At 72.6% G+C, this 21,093-nt stretch carries 17 protein-coding genes; 6 read left to right on the top strand and 11 right to left on the bottom strand.

Annotation, left to right across the window (positions count from 1 at the left end; genetic code table 11):
- Window positions 1–12 precede the first annotated feature (12 nt).
- The 3 genes from AC3AGO_RS08760 to AC3AGO_RS08770 form a co-directional block, all read right to left on the bottom strand.
- Window positions 13–2,079 carry a DUF5107 domain-containing protein gene (locus tag AC3AGO_RS08760; RefSeq protein ID WP_487819573.1) on the bottom strand — a complete coding sequence of 689 codons (2,067 nt, stop codon included), beginning with the start codon at window positions 2,077–2,079 and terminating at the stop codon, window positions 13–15.
- 52 nt (window positions 2,080–2,131) lie between these two features.
- On the bottom strand, window positions 2,132–3,046 hold the full coding sequence (locus AC3AGO_RS08765) for an arginase family protein (protein WP_487819574.1): 915 nt from the start codon (window positions 3,044–3,046) through the stop codon (window positions 2,132–2,134).
- Window positions 3,047–3,185: 139 nt separating this feature from the next.
- Complete coding sequence (locus AC3AGO_RS08770) at window positions 3,186–4,334, bottom strand: RNA-guided endonuclease InsQ/TnpB family protein (RefSeq protein WP_487819575.1); 1,149 nt, start codon at window positions 4,332–4,334, stop codon at window positions 3,186–3,188.
- A 31-nt stretch (window positions 4,335–4,365) separates the two neighbouring features.
- Here AC3AGO_RS08770 and tnpA point away from each other — a divergent pair, with 31 nt between their 5' ends.
- Window positions 4,366–4,782, top strand: coding sequence for an IS200/IS605 family transposase (gene tnpA / locus AC3AGO_RS08775; RefSeq protein WP_487819576.1), 417 nt, complete (start codon window positions 4,366–4,368; stop codon window positions 4,780–4,782).
- A 181-nt stretch (window positions 4,783–4,963) separates the two neighbouring features.
- Here the strand turns inward: tnpA and AC3AGO_RS08780 are convergent, their stop codons facing one another.
- Together AC3AGO_RS08780 and AC3AGO_RS08785 are read right to left on the bottom strand one after the other, a co-directional pair.
- Window positions 4,964–5,128: a lipopolysaccharide assembly protein LapA domain-containing protein gene (locus tag AC3AGO_RS08780; RefSeq protein WP_487819577.1), complete on the bottom strand. Its 165-nt coding sequence runs from the start codon at window positions 5,126–5,128 to the stop codon at window positions 4,964–4,966.
- A 138-nt stretch (window positions 5,129–5,266) separates the two neighbouring features.
- Window positions 5,267–5,971: a 4'-phosphopantetheinyl transferase family protein gene (locus tag AC3AGO_RS08785; protein WP_487819578.1), complete on the bottom strand. Its 705-nt coding sequence runs from the start codon at window positions 5,969–5,971 to the stop codon at window positions 5,267–5,269.
- A 63-nt stretch (window positions 5,972–6,034) separates the two neighbouring features.
- Between AC3AGO_RS08785 and AC3AGO_RS08790 the strand changes: the two genes are divergently transcribed.
- The 4 genes from AC3AGO_RS08790 (at window position 6,035) to AC3AGO_RS08805 (ending at window position 10,590) form a co-directional block, all read left to right on the top strand.
- Window positions 6,035–6,550 carry a GNAT family N-acetyltransferase gene (locus AC3AGO_RS08790; RefSeq protein WP_487819579.1) on the top strand — a complete coding sequence of 172 codons (516 nt, stop codon included), beginning with the start codon at window positions 6,035–6,037 and terminating at the stop codon, window positions 6,548–6,550.
- The gene (locus AC3AGO_RS08795) at window positions 6,547–7,503 is read left to right on the top strand and encodes an aminoglycoside phosphotransferase family protein (protein ID WP_487819580.1); all 957 of its coding nucleotides are present in this window, start codon (window positions 6,547–6,549) and stop codon (window positions 7,501–7,503) included. Before AC3AGO_RS08790 ends, AC3AGO_RS08795 begins: the two co-directional genes overlap by 4 nt.
- 623 nt (window positions 7,504–8,126) lie before the next feature.
- Window positions 8,127–8,891 carry a GntR family transcriptional regulator gene (locus AC3AGO_RS08800; RefSeq protein WP_487819581.1) on the top strand — a complete coding sequence of 255 codons (765 nt, stop codon included), beginning with the start codon at window positions 8,127–8,129 and terminating at the stop codon, window positions 8,889–8,891.
- 181 nt (window positions 8,892–9,072) lie between these two features.
- Window positions 9,073–10,590: an MFS transporter gene (locus tag AC3AGO_RS08805; RefSeq protein ID WP_487819582.1), complete on the top strand. Its 1,518-nt coding sequence runs from the start codon at window positions 9,073–9,075 to the stop codon at window positions 10,588–10,590.
- An 18-nt stretch (window positions 10,591–10,608) separates the two neighbouring features.
- Here the strand turns inward: AC3AGO_RS08805 and AC3AGO_RS08810 are convergent, their stop codons facing one another.
- From AC3AGO_RS08810 to AC3AGO_RS08825, 4 genes are read right to left on the bottom strand one after another with little or no spacing between them, the layout of a single operon-like run.
- The gene (locus AC3AGO_RS08810) at window positions 10,609–11,550 is read right to left on the bottom strand and encodes a S66 peptidase family protein (RefSeq protein WP_487819583.1); all 942 of its coding nucleotides are present in this window, start codon (window positions 11,548–11,550) and stop codon (window positions 10,609–10,611) included.
- 48 nt (window positions 11,551–11,598) lie between these two features.
- The gene (locus AC3AGO_RS08815; RefSeq protein WP_487819584.1) at window positions 11,599–13,623 is read right to left on the bottom strand and encodes a S9 family peptidase; all 2,025 of its coding nucleotides are present in this window, start codon (window positions 13,621–13,623) and stop codon (window positions 11,599–11,601) included.
- A 31-nt stretch (window positions 13,624–13,654) separates the two neighbouring features.
- The gene (locus tag AC3AGO_RS08820) at window positions 13,655–15,022 is read right to left on the bottom strand and encodes a M20/M25/M40 family metallo-hydrolase (RefSeq protein WP_487819585.1); all 1,368 of its coding nucleotides are present in this window, start codon (window positions 15,020–15,022) and stop codon (window positions 13,655–13,657) included.
- Window positions 15,023–15,059: 37 nt separating this feature from the next.
- Window positions 15,060–15,893, bottom strand: coding sequence for a M55 family metallopeptidase (locus AC3AGO_RS08825; RefSeq protein WP_487819586.1), 834 nt, complete (start codon window positions 15,891–15,893; stop codon window positions 15,060–15,062).
- Window positions 15,894–16,146: 253 nt separating this feature from the next.
- Between AC3AGO_RS08825 and AC3AGO_RS08830 the strand changes: the two genes are divergently transcribed.
- Window positions 16,147–17,571 (top strand): MFS transporter, encoded by a 1,425-nt coding sequence (locus AC3AGO_RS08830; RefSeq protein WP_487819587.1) that lies wholly within the window; start codon window positions 16,147–16,149, stop codon window positions 17,569–17,571.
- Between the two features lie 68 nt (window positions 17,572–17,639).
- On the opposite strand, the gene AC3AGO_RS08835 is transcribed toward AC3AGO_RS08830, so the two are convergent.
- Both AC3AGO_RS08835 and AC3AGO_RS08840 read right to left on the bottom strand, forming a co-directional pair.
- Window positions 17,640–18,371: a class I SAM-dependent methyltransferase gene (locus AC3AGO_RS08835; RefSeq protein WP_487819588.1), complete on the bottom strand. Its 732-nt coding sequence runs from the start codon at window positions 18,369–18,371 to the stop codon at window positions 17,640–17,642.
- Window positions 18,372–18,509: 138 nt separating this feature from the next.
- Entirely contained in the window at window positions 18,510–20,972 is a 2,463-nt protein-coding gene (locus AC3AGO_RS08840; protein ID WP_487819589.1) for an ATP-binding SpoIIE family protein phosphatase, read from the bottom strand.
- Window positions 20,973–21,093: the final 121 nt, after the last annotated feature.

Here is a 21,093-nt window from a genome sequence, read left to right on the forward strand (position 1 = left end):
CCCTTTCCGGGCTCAGCTCTCCCCGGGACGCATGCTGAACTCGTAGAACGCGGGCAGCGGTTCGTCCGTCAGGGCACGCCAGGTATCGCCGATGATTTCGTCCCCCTCGCGCAGGTCGGCCACTTCGAAGCCCGAGTCGAAGATCTCCCGTGCCGCCTTCTGTTCGCCCTGCGCCAGCAGCACCTGTGCGCGCAGCAGCCGGAACCGGCCGCGTTCCTGTACGGACGGCGGCAGTCCGTACAGTACGGCGGCCGCCTCGTCCGGCTCGTCCGCCGCCAACAGGGCGCCGACGGCCTCGTTCCCGAGCGCCGCCAGGGCCGCCGTCCACTCGCCGCCCCCTGCCGCACCGTCCTCGGCGTCGGCGAGTGCGTCGGCGAACGCCTCGCGGTAGCGGCGTGCCGCGCGTTCCGTGGTGCCGTCCTGGAGGGCGGCCACGGCGAGGCAGCGCAGCGCCGGCCATTTGGCGTTACGGGTCACGGACCGCTCCCAGCTGCGGACCGCCTGGGAGCGGTCGCCGGCGGCCCACTGGGCGACGCCCAAGTGGTAGTCCAGATCGTGCCGGTCGAGCGGTCCGGCGTCGGCGGACTCCAGCAGCGCGCGCCATTCCGCCGACACCAGGGTGGGCCCCGGCGGCAGCACCTTCACCGGGCCCGGCAGCAGCCCTGTGTGCAACAGCGCGTACCAGGGCTCCTGTTCGGGTCCCAGGGTGTCCTCGCCGAAGGGCGTGCCGGGCAGCGCGAACCCGCCGCGGGCGGCCTCCAGCGCGCCCCAGCCCGAACCGGCGTGCAGGAACCGCCCGTCGGCCTCCCGTTCCGGCTCCGCGTCGGCGTGCGGCCGCCACGCGGCGTACGCGGCGTCGACGTCCGCGCGCGGCAGCGCCTCCTCCAGCCGGGCCCCGGCATGTGTACGGGCGGCCGCCCAGTCGGCGCCGTGCACCGTGTCCGGGTCGGCGGCGAGCGGCCCGTACGCCTCCAGCCAGGCGTACTCCTCGCCCGCCTCCAGCGGTACGTGTTCCAGCTGGGTGCGGGCGAGTCCGGCCTGGATCTCGGCGTAGCCGGGGGTGCCGTCCTCGGTCAGCCAGCGCTGCCAGCGCCGGCCGCCGGGCCCGCTCCCCCACACGAACAGCTTCCGGCCGCGCAGCACATCGGTCGACGTCTGCACGAGTCCCCGGCCTTCCCCGTCGAGGGAGGCGATCCATTTCCGCTCGCCGTCCGGCACTTCGTAGAAATAGTCGGCCGGGTACGTGCTGCGCAGCGGGTACGTACGGTCGGCGCCGTCCCATTCGGGCACCGGGACGCGGCGCAGGCTGCGCTCGTACCCGAAGTGCCAGGTGTCGTCCGCCGGGACGAGCACGCGGGTGTGTTCGTCCTCCGGCACGGCGATGTTGGACCACCAGTAGACGGGCACCGTGCGGTCGTGCGGATTGCGGATCCGGACGCCCGCGTACAGGAAGTCGGAGCCGTCCGGCAGCCACAGGTCGACCTGGAACGGCGTGTCCCGCAGCCGTTCCCACTCCCACAGCCGCAGCATCATCCCGTCGCCGCCCGGCGCCGGCACACGTGCCGCGTGCAGGGGCGCGCAGGACAGCGTGGTGTGTCCGGTGGCGCCGATGTTCCATTCGACACCGCCGGAGAACCAGGCACCGTTCAGCGCGAAGTCGGCAGGCTGGAGTACCGGGTTGGTGTAGAGCAGCTCCCGCCCTGTCGGCTTGTGGTGCAGCGAGTGGATGCGGCCGCCGAGCGCCGGCAGCACGGTCACGCGCAGCCGGTCGTTCTCCAGCACGAGGGTGTCGACGGTGCGGGGCGTCCGGGCGCGCCCGTAGCCGTCGAGTATCCGCGTGGGCAGGACGGTGCGCAGCGGCTCGTAGCCGACCTGCTGCGCCATGTCGCGCGGCAACGTGGCCCGTTGGGCCGCGTCGATGGTGTGCGCCTCGTCCAGCGGCAGCAGGGCGGGCAGCGGGTTCTCCGGGCCGACGGGCGCGGCGGGCAGGGTCAGGGTGCTCCGGCGTACGGACGTGGCGCCCACGGCGACCTCGCTCTCTTCGGCGGCTGCCGGCGCCGTGCCGGCCCACGCGACCATGGAACATGGTCTGCCGCACGGTGAACAGACCCTGCGGGAGGGGGCGTTCGGTTCACGCCGTCAGGACGTCCTCCAGCAGTCCCGCCAGCAGTTCCGCGCCGTGCAGTCCGGGGTCCCTGTCGGGGTCGTAGATGGTCAGCTCGAAGCCCGCGCAGCGGGGTGAGGCGGCCAGCGGGCGCAGCAGTTCCCGTGTCTCGTCCAGGGCGAGCCCGCCGGGTTCGTCGCTGTCGACGGCCGGCATGACGGTGGGGTCGAGCACGTCGGCGTCCATGTGCAGCCAGAATCCGTCGAGTTCCGTGTCCTCCAGGCTCTTCAGCGCGGCCCGCGCGACGGCCGCGGGCCCTGTGGCGCGGACGGTGCGCACGGTGGCGTGGGCGATGCCGAGTTCCGTCAACTCGTCCTGCGCGTTGTCGGGTTCGTTCTCCTTGTCGCGCAGGCCGAGCAGCTGCACGTCCTCGTCCCGTACGTACGGACGCAGCCCGTCGAGGTCGGTGAGGCCGTCCTGTCCGCGCCCCGTGACGAGGGCGACGTCCTCGCCGCCTGCCGCGCCGATGCCGGTGCGGGGCGTGTTGCCCGGGTGCCGGAAGTCGTCGTGCCCGTCGAGGTAGGCGAGCCCGTAGCGGCCCGCGCGGCGCAGGGCGAGCGCGGTACCGAGAACGAGGGAGCAGTCGCCGCCGAGAACGACGGGGAAGTCGCCCTGCCGCACGTGGGGTTCGAGCCTGTCGGCGAGCTGCCTGCTGTACGCGGCGAGCGGCGCGGCGTGGAACACGCCGTCGCCGGGCTGCCAGGCGCCGAGGTCGTAGCGGGGCGGCACCACCACGCCGCCCTCGACGGCGCCGAGCCGCCGGGCGATGCCCCGGTCGCGCAGCGCGCCCGCGAGTTTGTGGCAGCCGGGCACGGCACCTGGCGCGGGCGGGCGCAGGCCGAGGTTGACGGGGGCGTCGACGAGGACGGTGCGTCGGGTCATGCGGGCATTTTGACGCTCTCCCCCGTGAACGGGGAAGATTCCCACCGTGCCGCCGCTGTTGCCAGCGGGTGCGTGGTGGTTCCTGCTTCATCACCCGCTGCCCGGCGTGCCGGGTCTTGTGCGGACTCCACGAGGCGTTTTACGTGTCCGGGCGTCCCTCGGCCACGATGATGCGCCGCCCTTCGCGGCGGATGTTGACTTCGGCGTTCTCGTCCCGGTCGTGGTGCGTGCCGCAGGAACACGTCCACGACCGGATGTTGAGACATTCCAGTCCCTTGGGGCCCTCGATGGTGCCGCAGGCCGAGCACATCTGGGTGCTGGGAAACCAGCGGGAGACCTTGGCGAAGTCCCGCCCGTAGCGGGCGCACTTCGCTTCGAGGGTACGGGCGAACATGCCCAGGGACTGGTCGTGGAGGCTCTTGCCGTGCCGGGAGGCCATGCCCTTCACATTCAGGTTCTCCAGGTAGACCGCTTGGTTCTCGCGGACGATCCTGGTGGTCTCCTGCTCGATGAAGTCGCGTCGCCGGTCAGCGACACGTGCATGGATCTTGGCAACGGCCAGCTTGGCCTTGCGCCGGTTGCTGGAGCCCCTCTGGCAGCGCGACAGCTTGCGCTGTGCGCGCTTGAGCTTCTTCTCCTGGCGGCGGAAGAACTTCGGAGAAGCGATCTTCCGGCCCCGGAGTACGGCGTAGGAGGACAGGCCGAGGTCGATCCCGGTCTCCGTCTCGTCCACGTCGAGCTCCGGGAGCGGCTTGCCTTGTGCCTCGACGACGAACGAGGCGAAGTGCCGGCCGGCCGCGTCCTTGATCACGGTTACCGAGGTGGGTGCGGCCGGCAGGTTCCGGGACCACTGCACCTTCACGTCGCCGACTTTCGGCAGGCGCAGCTTCCCGCCTGTCGTGATCTTCCAGCGGTCCGATGTGGTGTAGCGGACGGCCTGGCGGCTGGTCTTCTTCTTGAAGCGCGGCGGTCCCATCTTCGGACCGTTTCGCTTCCCGCACAGAGAGTCGAAGAAGTTCCGGTACGCCCGGTCGAGATCCCGGATCGCCTGCTGCATCACACCGACGGGCGCGTGGGACAGCCAGGCGCGTTCCTCGGTCTGCTTCGCCAGGGTGATCAGCTGCTTTTGCAGCGTGCCGGACTTCGAGAACGGCAGCTCTGCCGCGTACGCGTCCTTCCGGGCACGCAGGGCGTCGTTGTAGACGACCCGCGCGCACCCGAACGTCCGGGCCAGCGCGGACCGCTGACCCCTCGTCGGATAGATGCGGAAGTTGTACCGGAGCCGCATGCCTGCACCGTACCGCAAGTACAGTTGGTTTATGGCTGAGAACCAAGATATCCGCACAGGCAGGCACTGTACGTTCCTCCTGCACGCGCACTTGGTTTTCGTGACGAAGTTCCGGCACCCCGTCTTCAGTGACAGGCACCTGACGCGCTGCGAAGAGATCATGCGGGCCGTCTGTGCGGACTTCGAGACCGAGTTGGCCGAGTTCAACGGCGAGGCCAACCACGTGCACCTGCTGGTGAACTTCCCGCCCAAGGTCTCCATTTCCAAGCTGGTCAACAGCCTCAAGGGCGTCAGCTCCCGCAGGCTCCGCCAGGAGTTCCCCGATCTCGTCCAGCACTACTACCGGGCGAACAAGCTGTGGTCCGGGTCGTACTTCGCCGGATCGGTAGGCGGAGCGCCCCTCGCGATCGTCCGCCGGTACATCGAGAACCAGAACCGGCCGCTCTGACCCGGCCGGGGCAGCCGCTGCAGATCCGTTCCCACGGCCGAGGTCACAGCAGTCCTGAGAAGCGATTCCCCACCGCCCTGGAGGCCGGCACTCCCTCGCTGGAGCCCGGTGGCGTCAACGGCCCCCGCGGTCCGTCGGAGCGGCGTCCGGGCGGGGCCCCGTGGCCGGGTGAACCGGCGGGTCAGCGGCGGCGGACGAAGAACATGCCGAACAGCAGGCCGATGGCGAACATTCCGAGCAGCGCCATCCACAGCGGCATCGTGACTTCCGGGACCAGCAGGCGGACCCGGGTCGGCCGGGGGTTCTCGAAGATGAACAGGAAGGCGAGCATGGCGATGGTGAGCATGGTGATACGTCCGGGTCTCCGAGGTCCGCGCGAGCCCGGCCGGCTGCTGCCGGCGCTGACTGTGCTCTGGGGACACATGGCTTCCACCCTGGGCGGGGTCCCGTCCCGGCGCCCGGCGGACCGGCCCCAGCAGGCCGCTCACTCGGCCGAACGAGTGAGTAGCACTGCGTAGGCGGCGGCGTAACCGGGCGGTACGGCGGCGTCGGCGAGCCGCCATCCCGCGGGCGAGCAGGGGCCTGCGGCGGCCGTGCCCGTGTACTGGACGGACGGGTCCTCGCCCAGGCCCGCGCCGGTGCCCTTCAGATACGCCTCTTTACGGGTCCAGCAGCGGGCGAAGGCGGCACTGCGGGCTTCCGGGCCGTCCAGCGCGGCCAGTTCGGCGCGCTCGCGCGGATGCAGCGCCTCGGACGCCGAGTCGACAGTGTCGGGGCCGGGGTACTCCTCGACGTCGACGCCCACGGGCGCCGCGGCGAAGGCCAGCAGCACGAGGTCGCCCGCGTGCGAGAGGGAGAAGTGCGGCGGCTCCTCCCCCGGCTCCCCCGCCTCCCCCGTGTCGGCGCGCAGCGCGGGCCGGCCGTGCGGGCCGCCGCACAGCGGGCAGGGCTCGCGGTACAGGGCGAGCCCGTCGGGCGGCACTCCGGTGCGGGCCGACAGTTCGCGGCGGAGGGCGACATGGGCGACCAGATAGCGCTCGCGGTCCGCGCGCCGCACGAACTTCGCGGCGCGGGCGCGCTCTTCGGCGGACAGCAGCGCACTGTCGCGCTCCGCGCCGGCTGCGGACGCGGAGACGCGCAGGACACGCAGCTGCACCGGCGGGACGCCGGTCTCCGGGAGCGACAGCATGCCGGGAGGCTACCGGGCGGGCCCGGGGACGAGGAGGGGCGGGCCCGGACATAGACTCGCCGCATGGCGGATACGGTCATCAGGCCCGCCCGGCGGCGTGACGCGCTGCGGCTGACGGCCCTCATCCACGCGTCCCGCGCGTACGGCGGCCCCTACGCGTCGATCATCTCGGGGTACAGCGTCTCCACCGCCTACCTGGAGCGGGAGTGCGTGCATGTGGCGGTGGACGCGGACAGCGGTCAACTGCTCGGCTTCTACGCCCTGCTGACCGGCACCGAACCACCGGAACTGGACCTGCTGTTCGTCGCGGACGAGGCGCAGGGACGCGGCATCGGCATGCTGCTCGTCGACCACATGCGGGAGCAGGCGCGGGAGGCCGGACTGCGGCAGGTGACGGTGATCTCCCACCCGCCGGCCGAGGGCTTCTACCTGCGCGCGGGCGCACGCAGTACGGGCATCCGCCGGGCCTCGCCGCCCGCCGTGCAGTGGGACCGGCCCGAACTGTGCTTCGACATCGACGCGGACGGCACGCCGGACGGCACGCGGGAGGACGGCGGCGCACCGGACCGCACACTGTGACCGCCGGGCCGGCGGCGTCGGTCCCCGACGATCTGCCCGTCGTGACGACCATGCGGCGGCACGCCAGTGGCCGGGAGTGGCTGGCACGGCTGCCGCGGCTGATCGAAGAGCTGCGGGACCACTGGGACGTACGGCTGGGCGAGCCGCACCGGGGCGGCAGTTGCTCGTGGGTGGCGCCCGCGCGGCGCGCGGACGGCAGTCCCGCCGTGTTCAAGGTGTCCTGGCCGCACCCGGAGATGGTGCACGAGCCGACGGCACTGCGGCTGTGGGACGGGCGGGGCGCGGTCCGCGTGTACGCGCACGACCCCGAGCGGTACGCGCTGCTGCTGGAGCGCTGCGATCCGGGTACGGAGCTGGGCCGTCAGGAGCAGTTGCCCGCCGATCAGCGGCTGCGGGCGGCGTGCGCCGTGCTGCGCGAACTGTGGGACGCCGCGCCCCCGTCGTCGGCGCCGGACATGGACACGGTCGCCGAAGTGACCGCCGGGTGGGCCGACTTGGCGGACGAGCGCGCGTCCCGGCAGGGCTGGCCGCGGGAGCTGGATGCCGGACTGTTCAGCACGGCGGCCGGACTGCTGCGGGACCTGCCCCGCACGGCCCGCCGTAACGCCGTACTGCACGGCGACTTCAACCCGGGCAACCTGCTGGCCGCCCGCCGCCGCCCCTGGCTGGCCATCGACGCGAAACCGATGACAGGCGACCCCGCCTTCGACCCGTGGCCGCTGATCGAGCAGGTCGACGACCCGTTCGCCGCCGCCGACCCGCGCTCCGTGCTGCGCGACCGTACGGCGCTGGTCGCCGGTGAACTCGGCGAGGACGTGGACCGGGTGCGTGCGTGGGCGGTGGCCCGGCATGTCGAGTACGTCCTGTGGTCCGTCGACGAGGACGACACACTCGCCCCCAGCATCGCCCTCCTCCGCCAGGCCCGGATCCTCGCGGACCTCGCCGGCGTGTGACCAACGCCCCCGCCGAGGTGTGGGCGTGCGCCGGAGCCCCGGCTTCCCTTCTTCCCTGCCCGCAGGGCAGGGCAGGGCTGGGGTCCGGGGCGGGAGCCCCGATTCCTCCTCCCCCCGTCCCGGTGGGGTCCGGGGCGGAGCCCCGGTTCCCCTTCTTCCCTGCCCGCAGGGCAGGGCTGGGGTCTGGGGCGGCAGCCCCGATTCCTCCTCCCCCGTCCCGGTGGGGTCCGGGGCGGAGCCCCGGTTCCCCCTCTTCCCTGCCCGTAGGGCAGGGCTGGGGTCCGGGGCGGAGCCCCGGAAGAAACGGGTAGGGGCGGGTCCGGGGCCAATCCCTCACCGGGGCGCGTGCGTTACGTGCGGGACGCGTTCCCTGCGCGGGTGCGGTCCGGTGTGCCCACCCGTTCCGCCCCTTGGGCGGACCAGCTGCCCACACCTCGGCGGGGGCGCCCCCGGCGGATCGCCGGAGCCGCTCGCCGAAACCCCTGCTCAGAGCAGAACCCCAGGTCACAGGGGGTGGCGTAACGTGAGGGAAACACTGTGGGCCTAGCGTCGAGCCCGGCGCGGACCGCACTGCCGCGCTCCGCCTTCGGTCCACGAGAGGGGTGAGCGAGGTGAGCCGTCCCGTGCCGGGAACGTCCGGCGGGCCCGCACCGCTGCGCGCCGACGAGGCGCGGCGGGTCGCGAACGTGCTGCGCCGGCAGATCGCGCGCGGCGACTTCCCGGCCGGCGCGCTCCCGGACGAACGGACGCTCATCGCCGAGTTCCGCGCCTCGCGCAACGCGGTCCGCGAGGCACTGTCCCTGCTGCGCGAGGAGGGGCTCATCGAACGCCGGCAGGGCGTGGGCACCGTGGTGGTCAGCCGCCCGTACGAGCATCCGCTGAGCGGTCTGTCCGGACTGGCCGAGGTCCTCCACGAACACGGCGACGTGGTCAACACGGTGCGCGAGGCGCGGGCCGTACAGCCGCCCGCCGAGGTGGCCCGCAGGCTGTCCCTGCCGGACGGCGGGCATGTCGTCCATCTGGAGCGGTTGCGCGAGCTGGACGGTGTCCCCGTGTCGCTGGACTCCACCTATCTGCTGCCCGAAGTGGGTGATCCGCTGCTGGAGTTGCCCCGGGAGCGGCTCCGGCACCACGACGTCTTCGAGCTGATCGAGACGGCGGCGGGAGCCCCGCTCGGAACGGCCGAGGTGTCCGTGCAGGCCGTCGTCGCGGACGCGGCGACGTGCGCCGTCCTCGGCATGCCGCACGGCGGCGCGGTGCTCGCCCTCGAACGGCTCACACGGCTGCGCGACGGCCGTCCCGCCGACCTGGAGTTCATCCATCTGCGCGGAGACCGGCTCACCCTGTACGCCGAACTCGACCGCACCGCACGCCCCGACGGCCACTGAACCGACCACACGCGGACCACCGCCCAACCGCCGGACCGCCGCACCGCCCAACCGTCTAACGGCTGAACCGCTGACCCGCTGACCGTCGAACCGCCCAACAGCGCGCGATGGGCGGTGCGGTGCGTTGCGCGCGCCAGTGCCCGCCGTCGCCCGCCGCCCCCTCACTCCTGGAGGTCCTTCCTTGCGCCCCTCTCGCGTCGGCACCCGCGGACTGACCTTCGCGATGTGCCTGTGCGTCACCCTCGTCGTCGGCATGGTGTCGGCGGTCAATCTGTCGATCCCCGACCTGTCGGCCGACCCGATGCACCCTTCGGCGCAGGCAGTCCTGTGGGTGGTGGACGGCTATGTGGTCGTGTTCGCCTGCCTGTTGATCCCCGCCGGGGCACTCGCCGACCGCCGCGGCCGCAAGGGCACTCTGCTGAGCGGCCTCGCCGTCTTCACCGCGGGCAACGCGGTCTGCGCCCTCGCGCCGCACATCGGTGTGCTGATCGCCGGCCGGATGGTCAGCGGCGCGGGGGCCGCCGCCGTACTCCCCACCACCCTCGCCCTCCTCGTCCAGAGCGTTCCCGAGCAGCGGCGTCCGCGAGCGATCGCCGTCTGGGCGTCGATGACCGGACTCGCCGCCGTACTGGGCAACGTGGGCGGCGGGGCCGCCATCGAGTACGGCACCTGGCGCACGCTCTTCCTCTCCGTCACGCCCCTCGCGCTGGGGGCGCTGCTGCTGGTCGCCCTCGCCGCGCCCGCGGTGGTCCGGCACCCGCGCCCCGTCGCGCCGTTGGGCACGGCGCTGCTGACCGGCGGGTTCCTCGCCCTGCTGTACGGCATCGTCTCCGGCCCGCAGGAAGGCTGGACCGGCGCGCCGGTTCTCGGCGCCTTCGCCGTCGCCGTGCTGCTGCTCGCCGCGTGGGCGCGGCACGAACTGCGCGCCGAGCACCCGCTGCTGGACCCGCGGCTGTTCGCCCTGCCGGAGCTGCGGGCCGGTGCGCTGGGCATGGCACTGCTGTTCACCGGCATGTTCGGGCTGTTCCTCCTGAACGGCCAGTACCTCCAGTACGCCAAGGGGTACAGCCCGTTGGGCTCCGGCGTGCGGCTGCTGCCCATGGCCGCCGCGCTGTTGGCGGGGCCGCGCTGCGGGCTGCTGCTGGAACGGCTGCTCGGGCGGCGTACGGCGGTCGCTACGGGGATGCTGGTGCTGGCATCGGGGCTCGGCACGGTGTCGACGGTGAACGCGCACACTCCGTACGCCCTGTACGCGCTCGGCGCCGTGCTGACGGCGCTCGGCTGCGGCATCGCCACGCCGCTGTTCTCGGACGCCATGATGTCGGCGCTGCCCGCCGAGCGGGCCGGTGTCGGGTCCGGATTGCAGAGCCTGGCCCGGGAGTTGGGCAGCGCGCTCGGTGTCGCCGTGACCGGCAGCATCGTGACGGCGGTCTTCACGGCGCGGCTGCCGGAGCCGCTGCGCGGCCCCGACGCGCCGACGACCGTGGCGGCGGCACGGGCCCGGCCGCACGGTGCCGGCCTGGACGACGCGATCGTGAGGGCCTTCACGGACGCGCTGCACACCGCGACGCTCACGCTCGCCGCCGCGATCGCCGTCGCCACTGTGCCGGTCGCCCTGTGGATCCGGCCGCGCGCACGGAAGGCGCCGGAGACCGTACGGGACGACGCCGTACCGGAACCCCAGCGTGCCGAACGCTGACCGTCGGGCGCGGAGTTCTCAGACAAGGCCCGGTACGTCGTACGTGAGGGTGCGTGCGGCGGCGTCCAGCACGGCGGGGACGCCGAGCGGGAGGGTGAGCGTGGTGGGGTCGTGCCCGAAGGCGAAGCCGTCGACGACCGGTACGCCGAGTCCGCCGAGCCGGTCCCGCAGGACGGCCCGCACTTCGTGCTCCGGGCCGCAGTCCGTCCAGGCGCCCAGCGCGATGCCGGACACGCCGTCGAACCAGCCGCCGCGCAGCAGTTGGGTCAGCTGCCGGTCGATGACGTACGGCTCGGCGCCGATGTCCTCCAGCAGCACGATGCCGCCCGCCGCGTGGGGCCGGGCGTACGGGGTGCCCCGTTCGGTGGCGAGGAGGGAGAGGTTGCCGCCGAGGGTCACGCCGCGCGCTCTGCCCGGTGCGAGGGCCCGCGCCGTGCCGCCGGCGCGGATCTCGCGTACGGTCTCCGGTTCGAACAGCGTGCGGCGCAGGGACTCCTGGGTCGTGCTGTCGTCGAGAAACGACTGGGTGCCGGCCATCGGCCCGTGCACGGAGGCCAGTCCGAGCCGGACCGCCAACGCCTCGTGCAGCACGGTCAGATCGCTGTAGCCGACGAACACCTTGGGCACCGCGGCGCGCAGCGCGTCCCAGTCCAGCAGGTCCACCATGCGCTGTACGCCGTAGCCGCCGCGTGCGCCGATGACGGCCGCGACGGACGGGTCGCACCAGGCGTCCTGGAAGTCCTGTGCGCGGTCGGCATCCAGTCCGGCGAGGTTCGCGAACTCCGGGTGTTGGTCGAGTGCGTGACGGCCCGTCACGGGCTCCAGGCCCCAGCCACGCAGGACGGCGGCCCCGCGCTCCAGCCGCTCGGCATCGAGGGCTCCGCTGGGCGCCACGAGGGCCACCCGGTCACCGGGCAGCAGCCTGCCGGGCCTCTTCAACGCGTCACGGGCGAGGGTCACGTGACCAGCTCCTTCCGGGGACCGGCGGCGCGGTCGGGACGGACGCCGCTACTTGCCCAGCTCCAGTACGGGTACGTCGGTGCGGTCCGTGCCGAACGTCTGGGAGTACAGGGACAGTTCGGCCTCCAGGGCGCGCACGATGGTCTCCGCGCGGCGGAAGCCGTGCCCCTCGCCCTCGAACGCGATGTACGCGTGCGGCACGGTGCGCCGTCCGACGCGCTTGAGGAAGCGTTCGCACTGCACGGGCGGGCAGATCACGTCGTCGAGGCCCTGCAGCAGCAGGAACGGCGCGGACACGCGCTGCGCGTGGTTGAGCGGGGAGCGTTCGCGGTAGCGGCCCGGATAGTCGGCCAGCGGGCCGACCAGCGACTCCAGGTACTGCGACTCGTAGTCGTGCGTCTCCCCCGTCGCCCAGCCCTCCAGGTCGAGGATGGGATAGCTGATGGTGCCGCACGCGTAAAGGCCCGCGGTGGCCTGCGAGGTGAGGGACGCGGCGGTGGTCCAGCCGCCCGCGCTGCCGCCGCGGACGGCGAGCCGGTCCGGGTCGGCGGTGCCCTCGCCGGCGAGGGTGCGGGCGACGGCGGCGCAGTCCTCCACATCGACCACGCCCCACTGTTCGCGCAGCCGCTCGCGGTACTCGCGTCCGTAGCCCGTGGAGCCGCCGTAGTTCACCTCGGCCACGCCGATGCCGCGCGAGGTGAAGTAGGCGATCTCCAGGTCGAGTACGAGCGGGGAGCGGCTGGTCGGCCCGCCGTGCGCCCACACCACGTACGGCGGCAGCTCCTCGTCGGGTGCCACGCAGGTGGGGTGGTGCGGCGGGTACACGTGGGCGTGGATGTCGCGCCCGTCGGGTCCGGCGAAGGTGCGGATCAGGGGTTCCGGATAGTACGAGGGGTCGACGGGGTCCTCGTGCCGCGCCGCGACGACCAGGCTGTGGCCCGTACAGGTGTCGAGTTCGACGATCTCGTGTCCGCTGCGGGGGCTGGCCGCGATGCCGGTCACCCGGGTGTCGGTGACGGCGAGCGCGGCGGCCCACTCCGTCCACGGGCCCGGCGCGTCCACCAGGTCGCCGGTCTCCGGGTCCAGTATGCCGAGCGTCATGGAGCCGCGGCCGTGCACGGTGGCGATGAGGCCGCTGGGCAGCGGCGCGAACCAGCGCTGCCCGATCTTCCAGATGCCGGCGGCGAATTCCTCCTGCCGGCGGCACAGTGCGGTACGCGTTCCGCCGCCGTTCCGGGCCGCTTCGGGGCCCGCCCGGTAGAGGTTCCACCAGCCGCTGCGGTCGGACACGTACAGCAGTGCCCCGTCGGGTGCCCATTCGACCTGCGGGACGGACTCGCCGTCGCCGCCCGCGACGGTGCGTACGCCGGTGAGTTCGCCGTCCCCGGTGATCCGCGCCGTCATCACGACGGTGCTGTCCCACGGCATGTCGGGGTGGTCCCAGCCGATCCAGGCGGCCATCCGGCCGTCCGGGGAGAGCCGCGGGCCGGTCAGGAAGCGGTGCGTGTCGTGCGGGTTGAGCTCCCGGACGCGCGTCCGGTCACCGGCGGCCGAGCCGTCCAGGGGTACGGCCGCCAGTACGCGCCGTACGTCGGTCGGCCCCGTCCCGGTGAACTCCTCCATGACGCACCACACTTCGCCCCGTTCCGGCAGCACCACGGGGTCGCACCAGCGCAGCCCGTCCGGAACGATGTCCGACAGCGGCGTCAGGGGGCGGGGCGCGGCGTCCCCGGCGTCCGGCTCCACCGCGTACAGCCGCTGGTCGGCGAAGTGGGTGAACACCACGAGGGGCCCGCCCTGTTCGCGGGCGGCGCCGGCCCACGGCTGGCCGCCGTACTCGATGACGCGGTTGCGGACGTTCCACGGCGCGGGCAGCACCACGTCCGGCGCTCCGCCCCGGTCGGTGCGCAGCCGCAGCAGCGCGCGCCGTCCGCCCTCCTCGGGGCGGGGCTCGGTCCACCACAACTCCTCGCCGACGGCGCCCAGGTACTCGGGCCGGCCGTCGTGTGCGGCGACCAGTCCGGCGTCGACGGGGGACGGCCACGTGCCGTAGGGGGCCTGAGTGATCACCATCTGCTGTCAGCCTCCTGGAGGACCTCGGAACTCACAGTGCGAGCAGCGCGCGGTCGAGCACGCGGACGCCGAAGTGCAGTGCGTCCACCGGCACACGCTCGTCCACACCGTGGAAGAGCGCCTGGTAGTCGAAGCCCTCCGGGAGCCGCAGCGGCGAGAAGCCGTAGCCCGCGATGCCCAGCCGGGAGAACTGTTTGGCGTCGGTGCCGCCCGACATGCAGTACGGCACGACGTGTCCGTCGGGGTCGAAGTGCTGGAGGGACTCGCGCAGGGTGGCGAACGTGGGGCCGTCCACGGGTGCCTGCAGGGGCACTTCGCGGTGCTGGAACTCCCAGTCGACGCCGTCCCCCGTCAGCTCGTCGAGGGTGGCCTGGAACTCGTCCTCGGCGCCCGGGAGCATCCGGCCGTCGACCCGCGCGACGGCACTGCCCGGGATCACGTTGACCTTGTAACCGGCTTCCAGGACGGTCGGGTTGGCGCTGTTGCGCACGGTCGGTTCGACGAGGTGCGCGGCCCGTCCGAGGCGGGAGAGGAAGCCCTTCATGTCGAAGCCGGGCGCGTCGAGGTCGGGCTCCTCCAGCCCGCGCAGCACGGCCAGTTCGCACAGCGCGGCCCGTACGGTCGGGGTGAGGCGCAGCGGCCACTCGTGCTCGCCGATGCGGTGCACGGCGGCGGCGAGGCGGCTGACGGCGTTGGCCCGGTTGACCTTCGAGCCGTGTCCGGCCTGCCCGTGTGCCGTCAGTTTCAGCCAGGCAGTGCCCCGCTCCCCCGCGGCGACCGGGTAGAGCCGCTGTCCGTTCCCCGCGTGGAAGGTGAAGGCCCCGGACTCGCTGATGCCCTCCGTGCAGCCGTCGAACAACTGGGCGTGCTGGTCGGCGAGATAGCCGGCTCCGTACGCGGCGCTGTCCTCCTCGTCGGCGGTGAAGGCGAGCACGATGTCCCGCCGGGGGCGGACGCCCGCGCGCGCCCAGGCGCGCACGGTGGAGAGCACCATCGCGTCGGCGTTCTTCATGTCGATGGCGCCGCGGCCCCACACCACACCGTCCCGGATCTCGCCGGAGAAGGGGTGCACCGTCCAGTCGGCCGGCTCGGCCGGCACGACGTCGAGATGCCCGTGCACCAGCAGCGCGTCGGCCGTCGGGTCCGTGCCCTCGACACGCGCGACGACGTTCGTACGGCCCGGCACCTTCTCCAGCAGCTGCGGCTCCAGGCCCGCTTCGGCGAGCCGTTCGGCGACGTACTCGGCGGCGGGCCGCTCGTTGCCGTCGCCGTGGCCGCGGTTGGTGGTGTCCATGCGGATCAGCTCGGAGGTGTACGTGACCACCTCCTCCAGCGCCCGCGCGTCGATGTGCGCGCCGTCCGCGCCCCGGTCTTCGCCGGCTGTGTCCCCGTCGCTCATGTCCCCGTCGTTTCTGTCCCGGCCGGTCCCGGCTCCGTCAGCCATACTGCTCCTCCACCGCTGCGGAGACGACGGTCGTGACCGCCTTGAAGCAGCGAATGCCCTCGTACATGTCCGGCGCTGTGAACGCCACCCTGCGATCCCCCGAGCGTTCCACACCCGGCACCACGGTGGCCGCTCCCACGAGGTGCGCGGCGTCGAACTCCAGCTCCACGGTGCGCTCCCGGGCCGCGGCCGGGGCCCGCCGGACGGCGAGCGGCAGCGCCTCGCGGGCCGCCGCGCGGATGTCCGCCGCCGTACGCGCAGGCGTACGGCACACCGCCGCGTACCGCGACACGCAGTCCTTGACCGCCACGCCGCGCGCCTCGGGGGCGTACTTCTTCGCGTCCTCGACGGTCCTGTCGTCGCCCGTCACCAGCACCACGGGCACGCCGTACTCCGCCACGACGAGCGCGTTCAGCAGCCCTTCACTGGCCCGCACTCCGTCGACCCACACACCGGTCAGCGAGTTGGCCAGATAGGTGTGCGCCAGGACGCCCTCGTCGCCGGCGCCCGTGTGGTAGCCGACGAAGGCGATGCCGTCCACGTCGCCCTGCTGCACACCTTCGACCATGCTGAGCGCCTTGTGGCGTCCAGTCAGCATCTGTGCGCGGTCGTCCAGCTGTTCCAGCAGCAGATTGCGCATCGTCCAGTGGGCCTCGTTGATGAGGACCTCATCGGCTCCGGCATCGAGGAAACCGGTCACCGCGGCGTTCACGTCCGAGGTGAACATCGTGCGGCAGCGCTCCCATTGCGGGGTGCCGGGCAGCACGTCAGCGGGCCAGGTCACGCCCGTGGCGCCCTCCATGTCCGCACTGATGAGGATCTTCATGCCCGGAACGTTACGCGGTCGACGAAGCCCGTGACAGCCCTCCGGACAACTGCGGCCTGCCGGGCGCGTCACGGTCGGCACGCCGGCCGCCGCCGCCCACCGGAATCCCGCTCTCCGCAGGTCATTGACACTCCCCCGGCCCGGGGTTAGCTTCCCCGGCTGTTCCATCCAATTGAACGTTGTTCCGCGTGACGGAATGACCCCGGGCTCCATGTATCGCAAGGCAACTGACGGGCCGACAGCAGGAGTGCCCATGACGACTCAAGAAGAGTTGCAGCGCCTGTCCGACCGCGCCGCCGCACACGTGCTCACCAAACAGGGCACGGACTCCGGACGCCGCACCGGCTGGCTGATGATCTCCACGATCCTGATCGAGGCATGGGATCTGTACTCGATCTCGTTCCTGCTGATCTTCGTCAAGGACGATCTCGATCCGAGCCCCTCGATGCTCGGCCTCGCCTCGGGCGCCGTGCAGTTGGGGGCGCTGATCGGCGCGCTGGGCGGCGGCTGGGTCGCCGACCGCATCGGCCGGCGCAAGGTCTTCATCCTCACCATGTCGCTGTTCGTGGTGCTGGCCCTGGCCCAGGGCTTCGTGAGCAGCATGTGGGAACTGGTGCTGGTGCGCTTCCTGCTCGGCATCCCGCTGGGCAGCGACATCTCCACCGGCTACGCGTACATCATGGAGACCATGCCCAAGGGCAAGCGGGAGGTCATGGGGAACCGCTGGCAGGGCATGTTCGCCGTCGGCGAGGTCGCCGCGATCCTCGTGATCACCGCGATGTACCTGGCCGGCATGGACCACGGCCTGCTGTGGCGGGTCGGCCTCGCGCTGGGCGCCGTGCCCGCGCTGGCACTGCTCATCGGCCGGCTGGACGTGCCGGACACCGCCCTGTGGCTCGTACAGCGCGGCAAGTTCCGGCAGGCGAAGGCCGTCGCGCGGCAGATGTTCGACGACGATCTGGACATGCTGCCGGATGAGGACCACAGGCTGGCGCGTCCGCGCACCCGGGACTTCCTGGCGGGCATCTGGCACGACCCGGTGCGCAGGCGGGCGAGCATCTTCTCGTGGATCTCGAACGCCATGCAGGGCGCCGAGTTCGCGGCCTTCGCGTTCTATCTGCCCGTCATCCTGGTGCTGACCGGCGTCTCCGGCATCGGGGCCACCAACTTCGTGCTGGCGGCCATCTACACCATCGCGGGTGTCGCCGGGTTCACCGCGCCGGCCGTGCTGCCGAAGATCGGCCACCGGGGCGTCGCCCGCTGGGGGTTCGGGATGTCGTTCGTCTCGCTGCTCCTGGCCGCGCTCTTCCTCCAGGCCGACTGGAAGGTGCTGGTGCCCATCGCCGCGGCGGGCATGATGTGGGGCCACTACTGGGCCGCGTCCAACGGGATGACCATCTCCTCGATGGTCGCGCCGAGCCGCTACAAGGCGACCGCCTCCGGGTTCGGCTACGTCTTCGTCAAGCTGGCCGCGTTCGTGACCATCTATCTGTTCCCCATCCTCTTCACCGCGTTGGGGGTGCCGCTCGCCACGGTGATCGTGTCGCTGATCTCGCTGACCGGCTATCTGGCGGCGACGTTCATCCTGCCCGAGGTGTACGGCTACGTGGAGCAGGAACAGGAGCCGGCGGAGGCACACGGCGCGGACGGCGCCCCGCAGCCCGACGACGCCCGCTGAGCGTGCGGCGCCCGGTGACAGTTCTGCACCCGTGAACAGCCGGGCGCCGCACGCTGTTTGACGGGACCTCAGGGGTTCTGGCCGACGGCCAGCCAGGTGCTCGGCAGGGCGACCGGCGAACCGTCGTCCTCGGTGATGGTGAGGGGCAGCGGCATCGTGCCGCTGCCCAGCACCGTCAGCCCCGCGTCGCGGAAGTACCGGGGCAGTGCCTCGTCGGGCATCTCCATCGGCGCGATGCCGTGCCCGAAGACGGCCTCCACCTGCGGCGGCGGCCCCTCGGAGCGGCCCATCAGCCGCAGCAGCACCTGCTTCGCCGCCGCTGCCGGCTCGACCACCAGCGCCCGCCCGCGCTCGCCGACCAGGGCCGCGACGGACGCGGCGACCAGCGGCCGGTCGTCGGGCAGGCTCTGGTGCAGCACACCGCGCATGTAGACGTCGGCGTCGCCGAGTTCGCCGTGCACCTCCCGTACGGCGTCCGTGTCGGTGGCGTCCAGCTGCCGGAACGTCGCGGACTCCGTACGCGCCTCGCGCGCGGCCTGCCCCGCGCGCTCGACCGCCGCCTCGGACAGATCGAAGCCGACGACCCGCGCGTACCGCCGGGTCAGATGGAGACTCTGGGTGCCGTTGCCGCACCCGACGTCCACCAGCGGCAGATCCGCCGCCGTGTACCGCTGCAGCAGCGGAAGGTGCAGCGCGACGGTCCGTTCCGGAGCGGCGTCCCAGAGGGCCGCTCCCTCGCCCTGCGGGACATCCCGCCAGAAACTCTCCCAGGCGTCGGCGTACTGCGTTGACACATTCATGACCACTGCCCCCAGGCGCGTGTGCCGAGACTGATATGCGTGCACCAACTGTCCCCCGGACACCCGGAGTTCAGACCTCCGCGTACGCAGGAATACGCGGGATCACCCGGCGCACCGCGGAGTGCGACGGCGCGCCGGTCAGCGGCGCGGCACCTGCTGCTCGAACCACACGGTCTTGCCCCGCGCGGACCGGCTCGTCCCCCACTCCCGGGCCAGCCGGCTCACGACGGCCAGGCCGCGGCCGTACTCGTCGTCCGCCGTGGCCTCCACGAGCACCGGCTGCGCCGGGTCGTCGTCGGCCACCTCGCACATGAGGACGTCCGTACGGACCAGGCGCAGCCCGACACGGTCGCCGTGCGCGTGCCGGACGGCGTTCGTGAACACCTCGCTCACCAGCAGCTCGGCCGTCTCGCCGAACGCGCCGCCGTCCCGCTGGGCCAGGCCCCAGCGGTCGAGCTGGTCGCGTACGAGCCGGCGGGCCTGCCGTGCCTGCCGGGGGTCGGACGGCAGCTTCCAACTGGCGACGTCCTCCAGGGGGATGCCGTTCAGCCGGGCCATCAGGAGCGCCACGTCGTCCTTGCGGCCCTCCCGTTCGGACAGGGTCGTGCGGGCGAGCTCGCGGATGATGGTGTCGCAGGCGTCGTCCATGGACGCGGCGGGGTGGGCCGCCGACTCGCAGAGGGCCGCCAGCCCTTCGCCGATGTCCGTACCGCGCACCTCGACCAGCCCGTCCGTGCACAGCACCAGCCGGTCGGAGGGGCCGACGGGCACGGTCACCGTCTCGAAGGGCACACCGCCCACGCCGATCGGCGCACCGGTGGGCAGCTCCAGCAGCTCGCTGCCGCCGTCGGAGGCGCGCACCAGAACGGGCGGGATGTGACCGGCGTTGGCCAGCCGCAGTTCGCTCCTGATCGGGTCGTACACGGCGTACAGACAGGTCGCGAGGTAGTTCTCGCCGAGGCGCTGCGCCAGGTCGTCGAGCTTGCGCAGCAGCTGCCCGGGCTCCAGGTCCAGCGCCGCCATGGTCTGCACGGCGGTACGCAACTGGCCCATCATCGCCGCCGAGTTGAGACCGTGCCCCATCACGTCGCCGACGACGAGCGCCGTACGCGACCCGGGCAGCTTCACCGTGTCGAACCAGTCGCCGCCGATCCGGCCCAGCCGGGTGCCGGGCAGATAGCGGGTGGCGGTGTCGCAGCCCGCCATCCGCGGCTGGATGCGGGGCAGCATGCTGTCCTGCAGCGTGTCGGCGACGTTCTCCTGGTACGCGTACATCCGGGCGTTGTCGAGCACGAGGCCCGCACGCGCGGCGAGTTCGGCCCCTGTGACCCGGTCCATGTCGTTGAACTCGGTGCGCTGCTGGTGCCGCAGCAGGATCATGAAGCCGAGCACGACGTCGCGCGCCTTGAGCGGCACGACGAGCATCGACCGGTTGTTGATCAGCGGGCTGATGTCGCGCTTCTCGAACTGCGCGGCGATGGCGTTGCCCATCTGCTCGCTGATCCGCGGCACCAGCACCGGGTCTCCGGTGGTCATGCACTGGAAGAACGGGGTGTGCACGGGGAACGGCATCGACTCGCCGACCGGGATCACGTCGTCCCAGCGGCCTGGCTCGTCGTTGTGCTCGACGGCGACGCGGTGCCACATGGTCGTCGCGTCCGGCGGCCCGTCGGGGAACCCCTCGCCCGCGACGACCTGTTCGCGCAGATACGTGCCCGCGACGTCGGTGAAGCGGGGCACCACGGCCTCGCTGACCTCCTGGATCGTCCGGGACAGATCGAGGGAGGAACCGATGCGCCCGCTCACCTCGTTGAGGAACTCCAGCCGCTCGCGGACCGCCGCGTACTCCAGGTCCGCCTCCAGCTCGCGGGCGGCCGCGTCCGCCACCCCCGCGTCGAGGTCCGTCTCCTCCGCGGCGCGCAGCAGCCGGGCGCGCCGCTCCACCCGCCGCGGCACGCCCCAGTCGGGAGTGACGGGCACCCGGTCGTGCTGGCTGATCTCCAGGACGGGATAGCCGAGTTCGAGCACCTGGGAGACGATGCGGGCGCTCTCCTGGGGGCTCATGCTGGGCAGGATCTGCGGCAGCTCACCGGCCAGCTGCTCGGCGCCGGGAAAGTCCGTGTGCAGCGCGAACCCGGGGGCCACGCGCTGTTGTTCGCCGTCGCCGTCCTGCTGGACGCGGTCCGCGTCCGCTGCGAGCACGAGCAGCCGTCCGGGGTCCGGGCCGACCAGCGGATAGGCCCACCAGACGATGTCGCGGGAACCGCTGCCGGGGTCGCCCGTACGGGCCCGGCCCGCGGTCGGATAGCCGGCGCGACCGCCGGAGACGGCCGCGTCGAGGTCCACCCGGGGGCCCATGGCGGGCGATTCGGCGGCGCCGGGCGATGCACCGCCCTCGGCTCCGCCCAACGCGCCGGACACCGGCATCAGATCGGCGGCCTGGGCGCCGACGGCCTTCTCGCGGGCGTAGCCGAACAGTTTGCGCGCACCACTGCTCCAGTGCGACACGGCACCCGCACCGTCGACCACGACCACCGCGAGCGGAAGGCGTCCGGGCACCGCGCCCGGCGCTCCCTCCGGTGTCCCTTGCGCACGCTCCATGGAGACCGTTCTCCCTTCCCGCGAAGGCCGGTTCCACGGTACGGCGGTCCGGGGGCGCCATGCGCGGCAATGCACTAATCAGTGGTGCGCCCGGCGCACGTCTGCGTCCCTCGGCTCTCCG

Source organism: Streptomyces sp. BL1 (assembly GCF_057628045.1).